Raw genomic sequence first — 16428 nt, 5'->3', positions numbered from 1 at the left:
GGCGAGATGAATCGTGGTGCTCAGTCCGCCGCGGGAGCGTCCGAGCGGACCTGCCGGTGAACCCGCCACCGCCGACCACGCCCCGACACCGGCCGCAACGGCTCACTCCGCGCCCACGCCCGATCCGTGACCTCACCCCGACCCCAGACCGATCCGAACCGCAGCCAGCTCAAGTACCGGAGCTGACCTAGGCGCGCCGGGCGTTCTGCAGCGCCACACCCTTCGGCGTCGCCAGTTTCTGCAGCAGCGAGAAGAGGCCTTCGCACAGCAGGGCGAGGATGATCACGGCCACGCCGCCGCCAAAGATTTCGCCGTAGCCCTGGGCGCCTTCGGCGAAGCCGTCGACGATGTAGCGGCCGAGGCCGCCGCCGTCGTTGACGATGGCGCCGATCGCGACGGTGGCCACGAGCTGCAGGAACGCGACGCGCGCGCCCGCCACGATGACTGGCGAAGCCAGCGGCAGTTCCACGCGCAGCATGATCTGCCACTCGCGATACCCGGTGCCGCGGGCGGCGTCGATGGTTTCCTGGTCCAGCTGCACCACGCCGGCGTAGGTGTTGGTGAACAGCGGCGGCAGCGCCAGGCCGACCAGCGCCAGCAGCAGCGGCCAGAAGTCCGTGTCGGCGCCCCAGCGGCTGGCCAGGAACCAGAACAGGATGATCAGGCCGAAGCTCGGGATCGCGCGCCCGATGTTCACGGCGCTGCTCGCGAGGAACGCGCCGCGGCGGTAGTGCGCGAGCCACAGCGCCAGCGGGATCGTGAGCAGCGCCGCGACGACCAGCGAGAGCACCGAGAACCACAGGTGCTCGACGGTCCGGTACGGGATGCCGGCGGGGTCCGTCCAGCTCCACCGCTGCGGAGCCGAGAGCCACTGGCCGAACTGCGTGAAGACGTTCACCGCGCGCCCACCTTCCGCACCCACGGCGCCAGCGCGCGCTCACTCAGCCAAAGGAGGAGGTCGACGACGACCGCGAGCACCACCGACAGCACCACGCCGACGATGATCGGGCTCGGGTTCGGCGTGGTCGTCTGGATGCCGGCGCGGATGAAGTAGCCGAGGCCGCCCATGCCGAGCAGCGACGTGACGGTGACCAGGCCGATCGTCGTCACCGCGGCCACGCGCAGGCCCGCGATCACGACCGGGAGCGCCAGCGGCAGCTCGACCTGCCACAGCAGCCGGCCGCGCGTGAAGCCCATGCCGATCGCCGCCTCGCGCACCTCGGTGGGCACCTGCTGCACGCCGGTGACGATGTTGCGGATCAGGATCAGCAGCGTGTATGTGGCCAGCGGGATGACGGCCGTGGTGAACGTCAGCCCGAAGAACGGCACGAGCAGCGCGAACGCACCCAGGCTCGGGATCACGTACAGGGCGCCGGCCGTGCCGAGCACGAGCGGGTAGAACCAGCGGAACCGCAGGCACAGCGTGGCCAGCACGAGCGACACGACCAGCCCGATGCCCAGGGCCGTCGCGGTGAGGGCGATGTGCTCACCGAGGCGCTGGCCGATGGCGTCGGCGTTGCGCTCGACCCACCGCCATTCGAAGATCGGCCGGTTGCTCTCCGCGAGCAGCGGGGTGACCGAGAACGCGTGCACCGGAGAAGGCTACCCCGTTCGAGTGGCGCATTTCCGGTTGTTGAGATTCGGTGGCGGTGGTTTCCGATATGTGGTTTCTGTCGTGGCTCACCGTTAGGGTCCAATCCTCTGTTCGTGGAGTGAGGAGTGTGGGGACGTGCGCTGGACCCGGAACATCCGAGCGGCCGCGCTGGTGGCTGTGGCCGCGTTCGGACTGACCGCGTGCGGGGGTGGGGGCGGCTCGACCCAGCCCGCCGCGCAGAGCAAGGGCGGGGCGCCGATCGTCGTGGCGTCGTTCAACTTCACCGACAGCCAGATCCTGGCCGAGATCTACGCGGGCGCGCTCGAGGCCAAGGGCTACGCGGTCACCCGCAAACTGAACCTGGGTTCGCGCGAGCTCATCTACCCGTCGCTCAAGTCGGGTGAGCTGCAGTTCCTGCCCGAGTACCAGGGTGCGGCCATCACCACCGGCTTCGGCAAGGACGCAGTCAAAACAGCCGCGGGTGAGCACGAGCAGCTGGCGCAGCTGTTCGCGCCGTCGGGCATCTCGCTGCTGAACTACGCGCCGGCCGAGAACAAGAACACCTACCTCATGAAGGCCGACCTCGCCAAGGCCAACGGCATCACGAGCATCAGTGATCTCAAGAAGCTCCCGAAGGTCGTGATGGCGGGTCCGCCGGAGTGCGAGTCGCGGCTGCCGTGCTTCAGGGGCTTCACCGACGTCTACAAGCTCACGAATGCGACTTTCCAGACAGTGCAGGAAGCCGGGCCGCGTGTGCAGCAGCTCAACTCCGGCGCGGCGACCGTGATCCCGGTCGACTCGGTGAGTCCGCTGGTCGGCGACCCGCAGTACGTCGCGCTCAAGGACGACCTGCAGATCGTGCCGACGGAGAACGTGGTGCCCGCCGTGACCAAGAAGGTGCTCGACGAGCGCGGGGCGGACTTCGCGAACGCCGTCAACGCCGTGAGCGCGAAGCTCACCACCGAAGGGATGCGCGAGCTGAACAAGCGCGTCGACTCCGACGGCGAGCCGGCCGCGGATGTGGCGAAGGATTGGCTGTCTCAGCAGGGCCTCGCCTGACGTTTCTCGCCGAACGGGCCGCCCACGGACACACCGTCCGCGGGCGGCCCGTCTCGCGCCGGTGTGACCCTGAACGGAATAACGCCTGGTGACGCGGTGGCGGAGCGGGCGGTGTGCGAAGGTGGCGGTCCAGGGGTTGTTCCCCGGAACTTTCGTGGATCGAGGAGCGAGATGGGTAAGGTCACGGCCACCGCGGAGCGCACGATCAAGGCGCCGGTGGACAGGGTTCGCGAGCTGGTCGCCGACTACGCCGAGACCCGGCCGAAGCTGCTCACCGAGCACTACCGGGACTACGAGGTCACCGAAGGTGGCGTCGGCGCCGGCACGAAGGCCAGTTGGAAGCTGCAGGCCACCTCGAAGCGCGTGCGCGACGTCGCGGCGACCGTGAGCGAGCCGGCGCCGGGCACCCTCGTGGAGACCGACGCGAACTCCAGCATGGTCACCACGTGGACGGTCTCGCCCGCGGGCTCGGACAGCGTCGTGCGGATCCAGACGAGCTGGGACGGCGCCGGTGGCGTCGGCGGGTTCTTCGAGAAGACGTTCGCGCCGGCCGGCCTGAAGAAGATCTACGACGGCGTGCTGGGCAAGCTCGAGGAGATCGTGTAGCGCTTGCCACAGGGCAGGGGATAATCGGAATGATCGCCCCGGTTACCTCGTTGGGGCGGGTGTGCATCCGGGGCGCGCGCCCCGGATGACCCAGTCTCAACGAAACGGAGTCCGACGGTGAACGCACCGACCCAGGCGACCGAGATCCGGCTCGCCGCCCGCCCGCACGGCGTCCCGACGCTCGACAACTTCGACATCGTCGACACCGAGGTCCCGACCCCGGCAGCGGGCCAGCTCCTGGTGCGCAACGTGGTGATGAGCGTCGACCCGGCCATGCGCGGCCGGATGAACGACGTGAAGTCGTACGCGCCGCCGTTCCAGGTGGGCGAGGTGATGACCGGCGGTGCGGTCGGCGAGGTCGTGGAGTCCACTGTGGACGGCTTCGCGCCCGGTGATCACGTGCTGCACCAGCTCGGCTGGCGCACCCACGCCGTGGTCGACGCGACGAAGGTCGTGAAGGTCGACGGTTCCGTGGCGCCGTTGTCGACGTACCTGGGCGTGCTCGGCATGCCGGGGCTCACCGCGTACGCCGGGCTCTTGGTGACCGCGGAGTTCAAGCCGGGCGACACGGTGTTCGTGTCCGGCGCGGCCGGCGCGGTGGGTTCGCTGGTGGGCCAGCTGGCGAAGCTCAAGGGTGCGAAGCGCGTGATCGGCAGCGCGGGCTCGGCTGAGAAGGTGCGCCACCTCGTGGAGAACCTCGGGTTCGACGCCGCCTTCAACTACAAGGACGGCCCCGTCGCTGCGCGGCTGGCCGAAGCCGCGCCCGAGGGCATCGACGTGTACTTCGACAACGTCGGCGGTGAGCACCTGGAGGCCGCGATCGCGTCGATGAACCTCCACGGCCGCATCACGATCTGCGGCATGATCTCGCAGTACAACGCGACCGAGGCGACGCCGGCGCCGCGCAACCTGGTGCAGCTCATCACGAAGCGGATCACCATGCGCGGGATGCTCGTGCTGGACCACTGGGGCCTGCAGCAGCAGTTCGTGTCCGAGGTCGCGCCGCTCGTGGCTTCCGGGGAGATCAAGTACTCGGAGACCTTCGTCGACGGCATCCGCAACGCGCCCGACGCGTTCCTGGGCCTGCTCGGCGGCGCCAACACCGGGAAGATGCTGGTGCGGCTCAGCTGAGCTGTCGCGCGAGTTCGGGCAGGCTCGCCGCCGTGTAGGTCGGGGCGGGCGTGCCCGGCAACGCGCGCTGCCCGTCGCGGCTGACCAGCGCGGTCTGCATGCCGACCGCCTGCGCACCCGCGAGGTCCCACCCGTGCGCGGCGAACATGACGGCTTCGTCCGTGTCGTATGCGCTGAGCACCTGCCGATACGGCTCGGGCGCCGGCTTGAGCCGGGACACTTGCTGCGCGGAGAAGATCCGCTCGAACCTCGTGGCCAGCCCCGCGTGCTGCAACTGCGCTTCCACCGTCGCCAACGGCGAGTTCGTGAGCGCGACGACCTGGTGGCCGTCTCGTCGCAGCTGGTCGAGGGCGGGCTTCACGTCCTCGTGCGCCGGCAGCGCCCGCAGCCCGTCGCCGATCCGCACGAGCTCGCCGTCGGTGAGCTCCCGGCCGTACCGCCGCGCCATGTCCGCCGCGGCGAGCCCCGCGATCTCCGCGAAGTCCCGGTAGCCGCCGGTGGCCGTCACGGTCAGCGCGGTGTGCACCACCAGCCCGAACCACTCCCGGCGGGCCCCCGCGCTGCCGGTGAGCTCGGTGAACAGCGGATCGAGGGCGCGCAGGTCGAGCAGGGTCTCGTTGACGTCGAACACGCAGAGCATGCGCACTCCAGGGGGTCTCAGGGACACCTCGTGGTGGAGGATAAGCTGGTGCCGACCGGTGAGGCGATGTGGCGGCTCCTGCGCGAGGCCGACGAGCCGGGCAACCCCGAGATCCCGCACGGCTACGACCACGCCGCCACCCGGCAGCAGTTTCTCGCGGTCGCCGCGCGGCTCGACGCCGACTTCGGCTGCCGCACCGACAGCGACCTGTGGGTGCAGGACGCCTCGCTGCACGCGCGGCTCGACCTCCCGGAGGAGGTCACGCGCGGCGGTGAGAAGATCTACGTCGCAGTGAGCAACTTCGCGTCCCTCGCGATCGCCGGCCCGGCAACCCCGGCGCGTACGACAGCGAAGAGCGCGACGGTTGCTTCGACGCCGAGGACCGCCGGCTCGTCGAGGAGGCTCTTGCCGACCTCGGCTACCGGCTTGTGGATGAGCCGGAGACCTGGGGGCCCCATGACGGGGTCAACAACGCAGTCCGGCCCGAAGCCCGGTGGGTCGGGCGGTACTTCGACTACCTCTGACCCGCCGCTCGGTGGGCTTCGATCACCAGCCGGGCCGCGGCGGTGGCCTTGGTGACGACCAGGTCGGGCGTGTAGCCCATCCGCGCGTAGACGCCGTCGAGGTAGAGCTCGCCGTAGCCGTGGGACTGGGCGTAGAGCTGTTCGAGCAGTTCGAGCGCCGCGGCGGGGGTGGGGCTGACTTCCAGGCCCAGCACGAGGTACGCGTCGTTCATGGCGCGGCGGTGGTCGTGCAGTTCGGTGTACTTCGGGTCTGCCAGGCCTTCCGCGAAGAGCACCGGGAAGCCGAGCCGGGTCTCGATGAAGAAGCGGGTGTAGGCGCCCAGTGCGGTGGCCAGACGGCTCACCGGGTCGGAGCCGGCGTCGGCGACGGCGGAGTCGACCATGGCGCGCAGGCGGCACGCGGCGGCGGCGGCGACGGCGGCCAGCAGGCTCGTGCGATCGGGGAAGTGGCGGTACGGCGCGGCCGCCGACACCTTGGCGCGCTTGGCGACCTGCGCGACGGAGAAGCCGGTCACACCTTGTTCTGCGATGAGCTCCAATGACACGCGCACCAGCTCGGCGCGCAGGTCGCCGTGGTGGTAGTTGCCCATGGCGTGTGTCACACCCGATCTCGGTCGCGAGAATGTAAGACCCCTCTTACGATAGGAGATGTAAGGGGGGTCTTACATGTGTCAGCCGGGCGGTTGCCCGGATTGTTGGAGGATTTCATGACCACGACCACGCATGCCATCGCCGCACCGGGCGCCGGGCAGCCGCTCGCGCCGACCACGATCGAGCGGCGCGACCTGCGCCCCGGCGACGTGCTGATCGACATCGCGTTCGCGGGCATCTGCCACAGCGACATCCACCAGGTCAAGGACGAGTGGGGCGGCTCGGCCTTCCCGATGGTGCCGGGTCACGAGATCGCCGGTGTCGTCGCCGCGGTGGGCTCGGACGTGACGAAGTTCCAGGTCGGCGACCGCGTGGGCGTCGGCTGCATGGTCGATTCGTGCGGCGAATGCGAGTACTGCCGGGCGGGCACGGAGCAGTTCTGCGTGAAGGGCAACGTGCAGACCTACAACGGCGTCGGCTTCGACGGCGAGACCACCTACGGCGGGTACAGCCGCCAGATCGTCGTGAAGGACGCCTTCGTCTGCCGCATTCCGGACGGCATCGGGCTCGACGTCGCCGCGCCGCTGCTGTGCGCGGGCATCACCACGTACTCGCCGCTGCGCCAGTGGGGTGCCGGCCCGGGCAAGAAGGTCGCCGTGATCGGCTTCGGCGGGCTCGGCCACATGGCCGTGAAGCTCGCCGCGGCGATGGGCGCCGAGGTGACGGTGCTGAGCCAGAGCCTCAAGAAGCAGGAGGACGGACTGAAGCTGGGCGCGAAGGACTACTTCGCCACCGGCGACGAGTCCACTTTCGACACCCTGCGCGGCCGGTTCGACCTCATCGTCAACACCGTTTCGGCCAAGCTGCCCGTGGACGCGTACCTGAGCCTGCTGCGCGTCGGCGGGGCGATGGTGAACGTCGGCGCACCGGGCGAACCTTTGTCGTACAACGCTTTCTCGCTGCTGGGTGGCAACCGCATCCTGGCGGGCTCGATGATCGGCGGCATCGCCGAGACGCAGGAGATGCTCGACTTCTGCGCCGAGCACGGCATCGGCGCCGAGATCGAGACGATCTCCGCCGACCGGGTCAACGAGGCCTACGACCGCGTGGAGAACAGCGACGTGCGCTACCGCTTCGTGATCGACGCGTCGACGATCGGCGCCTGATTCCCCGCGGGGGCCGGAAAACTCCGGCCCCCGCTCAGAACACCACGGTTCGGTTGCCGTGCACGAGGACGCGGCCCTCGAGGTGCCAGCGCAGCCCGCGCGCGAGCGTCACCTTCTCGATGTCGCGGCCCTTGCGGACCATGTCGTCGACCGAATCGCCGTGGTCGACGCGGATCACGTCCTGCTCGATGATCGGCCCGGCGTCGAGGTCGGCGGTGACGTAGTGGCACGTGGCGCCGATCAGTTTCACGCCGCGCACGTGGGCCTGGTGGTACGGGCGCGCGCCGATGAACGACGGCAGGAAGCTGTGGTGGATGTTGATCGCCCGCCCGGCCCACGCCTCGCACAGGTCCGTGGGCAGGATCTGCATGAAGCGCGCCAGCACGACGGCGTGCGGGTCGTGCTCGTCGACCAGCTTGCGCACCTCGTCGAACGCCGCGGCCTTGTCGCCGGGCGCGAACGGCACGTGGTGGAACGGGATCCCGTGCGCCCGCGTGATGTCGGCCAGCGCCGTGTGGTTGCCGATGACCGCGGCGATCTCCACGTCGAGTTCGCCGGACGCGACGCGGCCCAGCAAGTCGTACAGGCAGTGACCGGCCGTCGACACGAGCACGACGGCGCGTGGCCGCTCGCCGGTGTCGCGCACCTGCCAGCTCGATTCGGCCGACAGTTCGGCGGCGACGGCGGCGAACCGTTCGCGCAAGCCGACGGCGTCGAACGGCAGCGAATCGGCCCGTACGACCTGGCGCGTGAAGAACCAGCCGGTGTCGGGGTCGGTGTGGTAGGCCGCTTCGACGATCATCCCGCCGTGGTCGGCGAGGAAGCCCGCGATGCGGGCGATGATGCCGGTTCGGTCGGGGCAGCCGAAGGTGAGCACGTAACGCTGGGGATCTGGCACGGCGACCATTGTCACCGGTGCTGGTCAGGGCGCTGCGAGGGGCTCCAGGAGTGCGACGTCGCCCACGATCCGCGCGGTGTGCGGGCGGCCCCACAGCGCGCGGTAGACGTCGTTCGGTGAGCCGCTGACCGTGACGCCGGGGGCGCCCTCGCCGAGGGCCGGCGCCTGGTCCGGGCGCAGCACGAGCGTCCACGTGCGGTCGCCGGTCTCGACGCGCACCACGCCGTCGCCGCCGCAGGTGCGACGCGGGGCGAGGAACGTCAGGTACTCGTCGACGCCGTCGGCCGCGAACGCCTCGGCGTAGCGGGTGTCGGGCGGCTTCGGCAGGGCGCTCTCGGCGTCGAGGCGGTGGATCGCCGTTTCGTGGGCCAGCCTCCGGGCCAGGTCGCCGGCGGTCACGCCGGCACTCCGCGGGAAAGGCGAGCGCACGGGCGAATCGGCCGGCCGCCGCAGCGCTTCCCGGACGGCGAGGCGCTGGCCGTCCCACCGGCCGAGCGCGTCGGCCCAGTCCTCGGGTCGCGGCGGGTCAGCTCGCCGATCCGTGATCGCCGCGACCGTGTACGAGAGCACGGCCGTCAGGTGCGTCACCAGGTCCAGCACTGTCCACTGCGGACAGTTCCGCACCCGGGCCGCCGGGCCGGCCGTCAGCACCGCCGCCTTCACCCGGTCGGCGTGGATGTCGATCGCCTCGATCAGCTGCCGCATGCGTCGACCGTAGCCTGCGCAGCCGGACGCGACGGCCGAGCTCGATGAGGCTGACGAGCAGCAGCCCCAGCGCGAACGACAGCAGCAGCCCCTTCACCGGCTCGTGCGCGAACGTCGAGCCGCCGGCCAGTCCGATCAGCACGCTGTACACCGACCACAGCGCGGCGCCGAGCGCGTCGAGCGGCATGAAGCGCCGCGGCGGGTAGCCGAGACTGCCGGTGGCCAGCGCGCTCGCCACGCGCCCACCCGGCAGGTACCGCGCCGCGATGATCAGCAACGGCGCTTGCCGCCGCACCTGCGCGCGCGCCCACTCGTACCGCTGCCGCCCCGACGGCCCCCGCTGCAGCCGCGCGAGCACCCGCGGCCCGGCCAGCTTGCCCACGACGTAGCCCAGGCAGTCCCCCGCCCACGCCCCACCCGCCGCGACGAGCGCCAGCAGCGCGAGCCTCTCCGGCTGCGGCCCGACCAGCACGGCGACCGTCACCACGGTCGTCTCGCTCGGCATGAACGGCAGCAACGCGTCCAGCCCCGCGACGGCGAACACGAGCACCCACAGCCACGGCGAGCCCAACGCACCACGCAGCAGCTCGGTGACGTGCTCCAGCAGTTCCACGGCCCCATCGTGATCACCGCAGGTCACCACCGGGTGACGCCGTGGGGGTGCCCCGGTGAACAGGTGGGATTCGTACCTGGACGACGCATTCGTACCGCCGGGCGAGGACCTGGTGGATACGGTGGGTCACCACGCCCGTGGGGGTTGGCCGTTGTGCCTGATGCGGTCCTGCGCGGGGGCGTGTTGCGGGGCGTATGCACCCCGAAGCGCGAGTCTGACTACGGCCCCTGACTCCGTGTCAAGGCGGGAAAGCGTGCCTTGACACGGGGTCGGCGGCCGTGTGGAGGCTTCGGATCGAGGTGCTGGGCGGGGGCTGGGCGCAGCCTGGTTGCGTAGTTGGATGGCGGTTTCGTAGTTGGGGTTCGTCGCCGTTCGAAGTGCGGGCAGGGGTTGGGGTGCAGGGCTCTTTGCTTGGTCGGGCGGCGGGTGCGCAAGTGGGGCTGGTCATCTGGGTGCGACGCTGTCCCAGGGGACGGTGAGTTCTCCGAGCCGCCACCGATCCGGCCGCCCCAGCAGCGGCCACCCCCGGTCCCGCACCATTCCGACCGCGGACACCCACCTCGCCCGCACACCGAACGCCCGATGCGGTGCAGCCGCCGCCCAGCACTCGTCCAAAGTGGAGAGAAGTGCGTGCACCCGTTCACCTGGAACGTTGCGGTGGATGAGGATCTTCGGCAGGCGTTCGGCCACAGTGGACGGACGAGCCAGCTCGGCGAGCCGCATCGACAGCGTCAGGGACAGCGGGCCGGTGGAGCCGACGGTGACCCAGGAAGCGAGCCGGCCGATTTCGTCGCAGGTGCCGTCCACCAGGAGGCCTTCGGGAGGCATCGCGTCGAGCACGAGTTTCCACGCGCCGGCGACCTCGGACTCGGCGTACTGGCGCAGCACGTTGAACGCCCGCACCAGCACCGGGCGGGCGCCGGCGAGTTCGAAACCGCCGCGGCGGAAGTCGAGCCAGGGCTGGTCGGCGGCGGGCAGGGCCGCGGCGACGCGCACCGGGTCCAGTTCCAGGCCCAGCACCCGGACGTCGGCGCGGACCCGCCGCAGCCGGCGCAGCAGTTCGACGGTCGTCACCGGGGACGCGCCGTAGCCGAGGTCCACGACGAGCGGGTCGGGGAAGCCGCGCAGCAGGCGCGTCACCGCGGGATCATGCGCGAGCCAGCGATCGACTCGCCGCAACCGGTTGGGATTGGTGGTGCCCCGCGTCGGGGCGCCCACCGGGCTCAGGCGTGCTCGGCCAGCCACGTCGTGGTGAAGTCGGCCTCGCGGCTGAGGAGGTTGGTCACCTGCTGCGCCACGAACTCCTCGATCTTCCCGCCGAAGAGCGGAATCCGCACCGTCACCTCGCCCGACGTCCGGAACTCCACGCGTTGGCCGCGCGGGGTCAGGAACGTCCGGGCGCCGATCTCGCCCGGCATGCCGCTGACGTTGACGTCGACGTGGCCGGCGTGCCCGTCACCCGAGCGTTGCCACACCTGCTTGCGGCGCACGATGATGTCGCCCTTGTGCAGCGCGCGCACGGCCTGCGGCAGGCGCTGCGCCGCGATGCCGTGTTGCAGCTCGTAGCGCACCGTGTCGCCGTCCACCGAGTGCGACAGCAGCTTCGCGTCGTCGCCGCCCAGCTCGGCCAAGCGCGCCCGCAGCGCGTCCTCGCCCGACACGGCGGCCAGCACGGCCGCCAGCGGGGCCGAGAACTCGGCACGGTGCTCGATCCGGGATCCCATGAGCCGGACAGTACCGTTAGACAGCGTGAACCCCGCCGAAACGCCCGTCTCGCCGCGCCTCGCCGACCACACGACGCTGCGCCTCGGAGGGCCCGCGCGCCGCTTCGTGCGGGCCGTGACCAGCGCCGACGTCGTCGCCGCCGTGCGCGAGGCCGACGGCGCGGGCGAGCCGGTGCTGCTGCTCGGCGGCGGCTCCAACCTCGTCGTCGCCGACGACGGGTTCCCCGGCACCCTCGTCCAGATCGCGACCACCGGCTGGACCCGCGACGGCGAGATCGTCGAAGTCGCCGCCGGCCAGGAGTGGGACGCGTTCGTGGCCGCGCTCGTCGAAGCGGGCCTCGGCGGCCTCGAGTGCCTGTCCGGGATCCCCGGCTCGGTCGGCGCGACGCCGATCCAGAACGTCGGCGCGTACGGCTGCGAGGTCGCCGAGTCGATTGTGTCGGTCGAGCTCTACGACCGCGCCGCGCGCGAGGTGCGCACGGTCAAGGCCGACGAGCTCGGCTTCGCCTACCGCACCAGCGTGCTCAAGGGCACCGACAGCGGCGTAGTGCTCAGCGTGCGCTTCCGCGTGGACCCGTCCGGCGAGTCCGCGCCCATCCGCTATGGCGAGCTGGCGCGCACGCTCGGCGTCGAGATCGGCGCGAAAGTCCCCGCCGCGCGGGCGCGCGCGGCCGTGCTCGGCCTGCGCCGCGGCAAGGGCATGGTGCTCGACCCGGCCGACCACGACACGTGGAGCGCCGGCTCGTTCTTCACGAACCCGATCCTGCCGCACGCCGCCGCCGAGACCACGTTGCGGCGCATCACCGCCGTCGTCGGCCAGGACGTGACCGTGCCCCAGTACCCGGCCGACGGCGGTGTGAAGCTCTCGGCCGCCTGGCTCATCGAGCGTGCGGGCTTCGCCAAGGGCCACCCCGGCCCCGGCGGACGCGCGAGCCTGTCCACCAAGCACACCCTGGCCCTGACCAATCGCGGCGGCGCCACCACGGCTGACCTGCTCGCCCTCGCCCGCGAGGTCCGCGACGGCGTCCGCGATCGCTTCGGCGTGATCCTGCACCCGGAACCGCTGCTCATCGCCTGCGTGCTCTGAACCGCCCAAAAGGCCGGAACCATGACAACCCGCCGGGCCGGTGAAACGTCTTGCCGACAGGACGCGCGGGTGATGTGGGATGGGTGAACCCGCCGTCGGCAGGTAACGTCGAAGCGCTGACCGGCGCTGACAGCGTGGAGGCAAGTGCCGGCGCGGGGGAACGGGAGGTTCGCGGGGATGGAACGGCGCACGGTGTTCAAGGCGGTGCTCGCCACCGGGGCGGCAGCGCTCGCGGCCGCGTGTTCGACCAGCACCGACGGCACGGCCCTGCCGCTCGGCGGCAGCGGCGACAGTGGCAACGGTGGCAAACCCGTCGATCCCGTGGCGAAGATCACTGCCACGCCCGCCGTGAACGCCAAGGACGCGAACGTCCGCGAGCCGGTGGTCGTGCAGGTCACCGACGGCAAGCTCAGCGAGGTCAAGGTCACCGACGCCGACGGCGACGAGGTCGAGGGCGACCTCTCGGCCGACGGCCTGACCTGGAAGAGCTCCGAACCGCTCGGCTACGGAAAGACCTACACGTACTCGGCCAAGGCCACCGGTGCGGACCAGCGCCCGGTAGAGCTCACCGGCTCGTTCGCCACGGTCGAGCCGGCCAAGCAGGTCCGCGCCACGCTCAACCCGGCCGACGACGCCCACGTCGGCGTCGCGATGCCGATCAGCGTCAAGTTCAAGCAGGCGCCGAAGGACCGCGCGGCCGTGGAGAAGGCGCTCAAGGTGAAGACGGACGCCGAGGGTGCGTGGGGCTGGATCTCCCCGACGCAGGTCGACTGGCGGCCCAAGGAGTACTGGCCGGAGAACACGACCGTCGAGGTCGAGGCGAACCTCTACGGCGTCGACCTGGGTGGCGGCGCCTACGGCAAGGCCGACGTGACCACCAAGTTCAAGATCGGCCGCAACCAGGTCGTGAAGGTGCACACCCCCGACCACGTGATGAAGGTCTACCGCGGCGGCGCGGAGGCCAAGAGCTACCCGTGCTCCAACGGCCTCGATTCCGATGTGAACCGCAACACCCCCAACGGCACCTTCATCGTGATGAGCAAGGAGCCCACGGCGGTGTTCGACAACGCCCGCTACGGCTACACGAACGTCAACAAGAAGTGGGCCTGCCGCATCTCCAACCACGGCGAATACATCCACGAGAACCAGGACAACGCCGCTGCCATCGGCAAGACGAACAACTCCCACGGCTGCATCAACCTGCTGGACGCCGACGCGAAGGACTTCTTCGACTCGGCGCTCATCGGCGACCCGGTCGAGGTGACCGGTTCGCAGCTGCAGAGCCCCACCGGGTCGGACGTCAAGGACTGGTTCTACGACTGGTCCACCTGGAAGACGCTGTCGGCGGTCAAGTGACGTCTGCTACGAACTGACAGCGTGAACACTGTGAACACCGGAGTCTCCGGCACGACCGGCGTGCGCCTGAACGTGCGCGTCGAGGGCGCCGAGAACTCGCGCCCGATCGTCTTCGTCCACGGCTGGGCCCAGTCCTCGCGCGCGTGGTCGGCCCAGCTGGCCGACCCCGGGCTGACCGAGCGGTTCCGGCTGGTCGCGATGGACCTGCGCGGACACGGCGCGTCCGACGTCCCGGCCGCCGGCTACGACGATCCGCGCCAGTGGGCCGACGACCTCGCCGCGGTGCTCGACTTCGCCGGCGACGACGCGATCGTCGTCGGCTGGTCCTACGGCGGGCTCGTCATCACCGACTACCTGCGGGTGCACGGAACCGCACGCCTCGCCGGGATCGTGCTCGTGGGTGCGATCACGGAGATCGGCCGCGGCCGCGAGGGCGGCAAGACCGGGCCGGTGATGCGGGCCGCGCTGCCCGCGGCGCTGTCGGACGACCCCGAGGTCGCGGTGCCGGCGCTGACCGGGTTCATGCGGTCGCAGGCGAGCACCGCGGTGCCGGGCACGTTCGCCCAGGCGCTGCTCGGCGCGTCGCTCGCGGTGCCTCCGGCCGTTCGAACGGCCCTGTTCAAGCGCGATGTCGAGAGCGCCGACGTGCTGGCCGCGGTCGACAAGCCGACCCTGGTCGTGCACGGTGGGGCCGATCGCGTGGTCGATCCGTCGGCAGCGGAATATTCGGCCGGGAAGATTCCGGGGGCCGTTCTGCGTTGGTTCGTTGATGCGGGGCATCTGCCGTTCGTCGAGGATGCGGGGGAGTTCAACTCCGCGCTGCGGCGGTTCTCCGGGGAAACAGCCGAGTAGCGCACAGGAGCCGTGACCAGGTGACCATCTCCTCCTTGCCGGGGTACCGCAGCGCGCCGCGCCGGATCGCGGTGCTGTCCGTGCACACTTCGCCGCTCGAGCAACCGGGCACGGGCGACGCCGGTGGCATGAACGTGTACGTGCGGGAGACCGCGACCGAGATGGCGCGCCGCGGGGTCGAGGTCGAGGTGTTCACCCGCGCGACCTCGTCGGAGCAGCCGCCGCTCGCGGAGCTGGCACCGGGCGTGACCGTGCGCCACGTGCAGGCCGGCCCGTTCGAGCCGCTGGGCCGCGACGAGCTGCCCGCGCAGCTGTGCGCGTTCACCTCGGGCGTGCTGCGCGCCGAGGCGTTCCACGAGCCCGGCTACTACGACCTCATCCACTCGCACTACTGGCTCTCGGGCCAGGTCGGCTGGCTCGCGCGCGACCGCTGGGGAGTGCCGCTGGTCCACACCGCACACACGCTGGCGAAGGTCAAGAACTCGCTGCTCGCCGACGGTGACAAGCCCGAGCCGCGCACGCGCGTGATGGGCGAAGAGCAGGTGGTGACCGAGGCCGACTGCCTCGTCGCCAACACGCAGGTCGAGGCGCGCCAGCTCGTGGACCTTTACGAAGCCGATCCGCACGCCGTGCACGCCGTGCCGCCGGGGGTGGACCTCGACCGCTTCACGCCGGGCTCGAAGGCCCTGGCGCGGCAGGAGTTCGGGCTGCCGCAGGACGCGATCGTGCTCGCGTTCGCCGGCCGGATCCAGCCGCTGAAGGCGCCGGACGTGCTGCTGCGCGCGGCCGCTGAGCTGCTCACGCAGCGTCCGGAGCTCGCCCGGGAGCTCGTGGTGCTGATCGTCGGCGGACCGTCGGGCACCGGGCTCGAGCAGCCGCAGGCGTTGAAGGAGCTGGCCGTCTCGCTCGGCATCCAGGACCAGGTCCGCTTCCTGCCGCCGCAGCCGGGGCAGAAGCTCGTGAACGTTTACCGAGCGGCCGACGTGGTAGCCGTGCCGAGCTACAACGAGTCGTTCGGGCTCGTGGCGCTCGAAGCCCAGGCGTGCGGCACGCCCGTGGTGGCTGCCGAGGTCGGCGGACTGCCCGTCGCGGTGCCCCACGGCGTGTCGGGTCTGCTCGTGCCGTCGCACGGCGCGCACGAGTGGGCCGACGCGCTGGCGTCCGTCGCGCTGCGGCCCGATCGGCGCCGCGAGCTCGCGGAGAACGCCGTGGTGCACGCCCGGCGCTTCTCCTGGAGCCGCACCACGGACTCGCTGCTGGAGATCTATGCTCAGGCCACCAGGGCGTTCCGCCAGACCCTCGAAGCGCGAACGGAGGTGGCCGTGTGAGCCTGGACGCGACGATCAAGTCCACTTTGGACGCAGCCGAGCTGAAGTACGACCGCCGCGGCGAGGGCAAGTACTTCGTGACGCTGCCGGGCACCAAGAAGCTGCAGACCAACTGCTGGCTCGTGGACGGCGACCACGCGTTCTCCGTTGAGGCGTTCGTGTGCCGCCGTCCGGACGAGAAGCACGAAGACGTGTACCGCTTCCTGCTGCAGCGCAACGCCCGGCTCTACGGAGTGCACTACACAGTGGACAGTGTCGGCGACATCTACCTGGTCGGGCGCTTCGGCAAGGAGACAGTGACCGAGTTCGAGCTGGACAAGATCCTCGGCCAGGTGCTCGAGGCCGCCGACGGCGACTTCAACACGCTGCTGGAAATCGGCTTCGCCACGTCGATCAAGCGCGAGTGGGACTGGCGCGTGTCGCGCGGGGAGTCGCTCGCGAACCTCCAGGCGTTCAAACACCTCGTGGAGCCCGAGACGCCGCACGAGCCGGGCTTGACCGAGTCGTGACCCCGGCCGTGCAACGCGGCTGATCGCGTGGCCCGTCCGTCCACC

The 16428-nt window shown here is 70.8% G+C and carries 18 protein-coding genes and 1 pseudogene; 10 read left to right on the top strand and 9 right to left on the bottom strand.

Translation table 11 applies throughout. The annotated features are described in order from the left end of the window. Positions 1-187 precede the first annotated feature (187 nt). The gene (locus I6J71_RS41605) at positions 188-922 is read right to left on the bottom strand and encodes an ABC transporter permease (RefSeq protein ID WP_204091864.1); all 735 of its coding nucleotides are present in this window, start codon (positions 920-922) and stop codon (positions 188-190) included. After that, entirely contained in the window at positions 895-1593 is a 699-nt protein-coding gene (locus I6J71_RS41600) for an ABC transporter permease (protein ID WP_204091863.1), read from the bottom strand. Before I6J71_RS41600 ends, I6J71_RS41605 begins: the two co-directional genes overlap by 28 nt. 136 nt (positions 1594-1729) lie before the next feature. On the opposite strand from I6J71_RS41600, the gene I6J71_RS41595 reads away from it, so the two are divergent. From I6J71_RS41595 to I6J71_RS41585, 3 genes are all read left to right on the top strand, one after another. Beyond that, on the top strand, positions 1730-2653 hold the full coding sequence (locus tag I6J71_RS41595; RefSeq protein ID WP_204091862.1) for an ABC transporter substrate-binding protein: 924 nt from the start codon (positions 1730-1732) through the stop codon (positions 2651-2653). Positions 2654-2824: 171 nt separating this feature from the next. After that, positions 2825-3259, top strand: coding sequence for an SRPBCC family protein (locus I6J71_RS41590; RefSeq protein WP_204091861.1), 435 nt, complete (start codon positions 2825-2827; stop codon positions 3257-3259). Between the two features lie 117 nt (positions 3260-3376). Further along, a complete protein-coding gene (locus I6J71_RS41585) occupies positions 3377-4390 on the top strand; it encodes an NADP-dependent oxidoreductase (protein WP_204091860.1) in 1014 nt (337 codons plus the stop codon). Here I6J71_RS41585 and I6J71_RS41580 read toward each other — a convergent pair. Beyond that, on the bottom strand, positions 4383-5030 hold the full coding sequence (locus tag I6J71_RS41580) for a haloacid dehalogenase type II (RefSeq protein ID WP_204091859.1): 648 nt from the start codon (positions 5028-5030) through the stop codon (positions 4383-4385). The two genes, I6J71_RS41585 and I6J71_RS41580, sit on opposite strands and share 8 nt — an antisense overlap. A 30-nt stretch (positions 5031-5060) precedes the next feature. Here I6J71_RS41580 and I6J71_RS41575 point away from each other — a divergent pair, with 30 nt between their 5' ends. Next, positions 5061-5609, top strand: coding sequence for a hypothetical protein (locus I6J71_RS41575; protein WP_204091858.1), 549 nt, complete (start codon positions 5061-5063; stop codon positions 5607-5609). Here I6J71_RS41575 and I6J71_RS41570 read toward each other — a convergent pair. After that, complete coding sequence (locus tag I6J71_RS41570) at positions 5545-6144, bottom strand: TetR/AcrR family transcriptional regulator (protein WP_239154206.1); 600 nt, start codon at positions 6142-6144, stop codon at positions 5545-5547. The genes I6J71_RS41575 and I6J71_RS41570 overlap by 65 nt on opposite strands. A gap of 117 nt (positions 6145-6261) precedes the next feature. Here I6J71_RS41570 and I6J71_RS41565 point away from each other — a divergent pair, with 117 nt between their 5' ends. Beyond that, on the top strand, positions 6262-7311 hold the full coding sequence (locus I6J71_RS41565) for an NAD(P)-dependent alcohol dehydrogenase (protein WP_204091856.1): 1050 nt from the start codon (positions 6262-6264) through the stop codon (positions 7309-7311). A 34-nt stretch (positions 7312-7345) separates the two neighbouring features. On the opposite strand, the gene purU is transcribed toward I6J71_RS41565, so the two are convergent. The 5 genes and pseudogenes from purU to I6J71_RS41540 all read right to left on the bottom strand — a co-directional run bounded on the left by purU (position 7346) and on the right by I6J71_RS41540 (position 11251). Further along, on the bottom strand, positions 7346-8218 hold the full coding sequence (gene purU, locus I6J71_RS41560) for a formyltetrahydrofolate deformylase (RefSeq protein ID WP_204091855.1): 873 nt from the start codon (positions 8216-8218) through the stop codon (positions 7346-7348). A 15-nt stretch (positions 8219-8233) separates the two neighbouring features. Then, positions 8234-8839: pseudogene (locus tag I6J71_RS41555) on the bottom strand (maleylpyruvate isomerase family mycothiol-dependent enzyme); the annotation flags it as partial. Further along, the gene (locus I6J71_RS41550; RefSeq protein WP_239154204.1) at positions 8736-9527 is read right to left on the bottom strand and encodes a DedA family protein; all 792 of its coding nucleotides are present in this window, start codon (positions 9525-9527) and stop codon (positions 8736-8738) included. The pseudogene I6J71_RS41555 and the gene I6J71_RS41550, both read right to left, overlap by 104 nt. 444 nt (positions 9528-9971) lie before the next feature. Further along, a complete protein-coding gene (locus I6J71_RS41545) occupies positions 9972-10772 on the bottom strand; it encodes a class I SAM-dependent methyltransferase (protein WP_204091853.1) in 801 nt (266 codons plus the stop codon). Then, on the bottom strand, positions 10751-11251 hold the full coding sequence (locus I6J71_RS41540; protein ID WP_204091852.1) for a DUF2505 domain-containing protein: 501 nt from the start codon (positions 11249-11251) through the stop codon (positions 10751-10753). The genes I6J71_RS41545 and I6J71_RS41540 overlap by 22 nt, the downstream gene beginning before the upstream one ends. Positions 11252-11276: 25 nt before the next feature. Between I6J71_RS41540 and I6J71_RS41535 the strand changes: the two genes are divergently transcribed. The 5 genes from I6J71_RS41535 to I6J71_RS41515 all read left to right on the top strand — a co-directional run bounded on the left by I6J71_RS41535 (position 11277) and on the right by I6J71_RS41515 (position 16383). Further along, the gene (locus I6J71_RS41535) at positions 11277-12338 is read left to right on the top strand and encodes a UDP-N-acetylmuramate dehydrogenase (RefSeq protein WP_204091851.1); all 1062 of its coding nucleotides are present in this window, start codon (positions 11277-11279) and stop codon (positions 12336-12338) included. A 177-nt stretch (positions 12339-12515) separates the two neighbouring features. Further along, complete coding sequence (locus tag I6J71_RS41530; RefSeq protein WP_204091850.1) at positions 12516-13694, top strand: Ig-like domain-containing protein; 1179 nt, start codon at positions 12516-12518, stop codon at positions 13692-13694. A 30-nt stretch (positions 13695-13724) separates the two neighbouring features. Then, a complete protein-coding gene (locus I6J71_RS41525; protein ID WP_204091849.1) occupies positions 13725-14546 on the top strand; it encodes an alpha/beta fold hydrolase in 822 nt (273 codons plus the stop codon). Between the two features lie 26 nt (positions 14547-14572). Then, on the top strand, positions 14573-15874 hold the full coding sequence (mshA, locus tag I6J71_RS41520) for a D-inositol-3-phosphate glycosyltransferase (RefSeq protein WP_370542252.1): 1302 nt from the start codon (positions 14573-14575) through the stop codon (positions 15872-15874). Then, the gene (locus I6J71_RS41515) at positions 15871-16383 is read left to right on the top strand and encodes a YbjN domain-containing protein (protein ID WP_204091847.1); all 513 of its coding nucleotides are present in this window, start codon (positions 15871-15873) and stop codon (positions 16381-16383) included. The genes mshA and I6J71_RS41515 overlap by 4 nt, the downstream gene beginning before the upstream one ends. Positions 16384-16428: the final 45 nt, after the last annotated feature.

It is taken from the genome of Amycolatopsis sp. FDAARGOS 1241, assembly GCF_016889705.1.
In the GTDB taxonomy this organism is placed as follows: domain Bacteria; phylum Actinomycetota; class Actinomycetes; order Mycobacteriales; family Pseudonocardiaceae; genus Amycolatopsis.
Note: the sequence above shows the minus strand (reverse complement) of the source record. Positions and strands in the feature narration are given on the sequence as shown.